The sequence below is a fragment of the Maribacter sp. 4G9 genome (genome assembly GCF_002742265.1).
Classification (GTDB): Bacteria; Bacteroidota; Bacteroidia; order Flavobacteriales; family Flavobacteriaceae; genus Maribacter.
In genome coordinates this window covers 1-1,743 of record NZ_MDGL01000141.1, presented here as the reverse complement: position 1 = coordinate 1,743, position 1,743 = coordinate 1, and the positions used below count along the sequence as shown (strand labels likewise).

Annotated in this window: 1 protein-coding gene; it reads left to right on the top strand. The window is 34.9% G+C overall.

Translation table 11 applies throughout. The annotated features are described in order from the left end of the window. Positions 1-377: 377 nt before the first annotated feature. Positions 378-1,544 carry a serine hydrolase domain-containing protein gene (locus tag BFP75_RS13635; RefSeq protein ID WP_123803467.1) on the top strand — a complete coding sequence of 389 codons (1,167 nt, stop codon included), beginning with the start codon at positions 378-380 and terminating at the stop codon, positions 1,542-1,544. The last annotated feature ends 199 nt before the right edge of the window (positions 1,545-1,743 follow it).

Below are 1,743 nucleotides of genomic sequence, written 5' to 3'. Positions count from 1 at the left end.
ACGCCTTTTAAACGACGGTAGAAATTCGTCTGCGGTACCCGGTCACTTAATTGGAAATTATTGAAAAGCTTCTCTTGATAATCCTTTTTACCCTGCATACCTAAAGTTACGATCCTTTTACGGATCGGCAAGATCGAAATGCCCCTTTTTTTATAACTTGTGCAACAGGCACAATGGCTATAATTAATACGGGTTTTGGTGCTTAACCCAAAGCTTTGTGCTTTTAACCAAGTCCGCCAAATCTTTTGATTTGGCTTTAGAACAAAAAAGATAAAACAAAATAAAAAGTTTTGGCTAATTGCTTAATCGGAAGTTCACTACTTTTAATTCCCGTACTAACCATAGCCGAGACGTTCTCTGCAAGCAAAACAAAAATTATGGATAAAATAAAAAATGTATTTATTGTTACATTAATGCTCTTATCAACAGGCTCTTATTGTCAGAGCAACTATCAGAATTTGACGAAAGAACTATTAAAGGAATACAAAAACTCAAACCTGACAGGGTTTGCAGTCTCTATCGTCAATACCGACAGTATACTTTACAACGAGGCATTTGGCTATGAAAATATAGCAATTGAAAAAAAGTATTCCTTGAACCAACGATTTAATATAGCTTCAATATCTAAAACATTTATTGGAATTGGATTGATGAAACTTGTTGAAGAAGGCAAATTAGAATTATCTACACCAATAAATTCAATTTTACCTTTTCCAGTAGTCAACCCATATCACAAAAATCAAAAAATTACTGTTGAGCATCTAGCAAGGCATACATCCTCTATTCTGTTTGGTGAATTAGGTACAAAAGCTTGGTACTTAGATAGTGAGTTCTTGTTAGAAAAGAAAGAAATAGGTAAAACAGCCTATAATGACTTTAGATGTTGGGAAAAAAACTCAAAACTCGAATTAGGAGATTTTCTAAGAGAAAGTTTGTCTTTAGAAGGAGAATTCTATTCTAAAAAGAACTTTTCGAAGAAAAAACCTGGGGAAAGTTATGATTATAGTAACCTTGGAGCTGCTTTGGCAGCTTATATAATAGAACTAAAAACTGGCATTAAATTTAATCAGTATGTAGAAAACTTTGTCGCCAAAGAACTGAATTTCAAGTCAGGCGTTTGGAGGCATATATCGAATAATGAGCTACCTACATCATACTTTCAGACCAAAGTTGAAACGCCAATACACAGACCTATTTTATATCCAACTGGAGGAATGATTTTATCTTGTAATGAGTTAACTCAATATCTTATAGAAATGATTAAAGGTTATAATGGGAATAGTCAAATTTTAAGCCTAGAATCTTTCACAACAATGATGTCTAATCCCGATAATGGCAGGAGTGGTATTTTTTGGGAATTGAATGATAACAAAGTTGGTCACAATGGAGGTAATTATGGGACTACTTGCTTTATGAGTTTTGATAAAGAAACCGGAATTGGAAAAATATTTATGACTAACATAAGCTCTTACAATAATGAAGATTTACTCAAGGAAATGATTGCCATTTGGAAGAAACTAGGCGAATACGAAAATAAGCTTTAGAAAAAAGCCAGCAGAGAATCGAGTAGACGGGTCCGCCCCTAGTTAGGAACGGACTGCGCCTCTCACACCACCGTGCGTACGGGTCTCGTACACGGCGGTTCGTTATATCAGAACTTTACACTAAGGTAGTACGCCAGCATACTTTCGTAACCTCTTTTTCTTAGACGTTTTTCAGTAATAGTAGTCCTCAGTATAGGAC

What these genes read in the sequence shown, in the direction of transcription:
- BFP75_RS13635 (WP_123803467.1), top strand. Translation starts at nt 378, where the DNA reads ATGGATAAAATAAAAAATGTATTTATTGTTACATTAATGCTCTTATCA.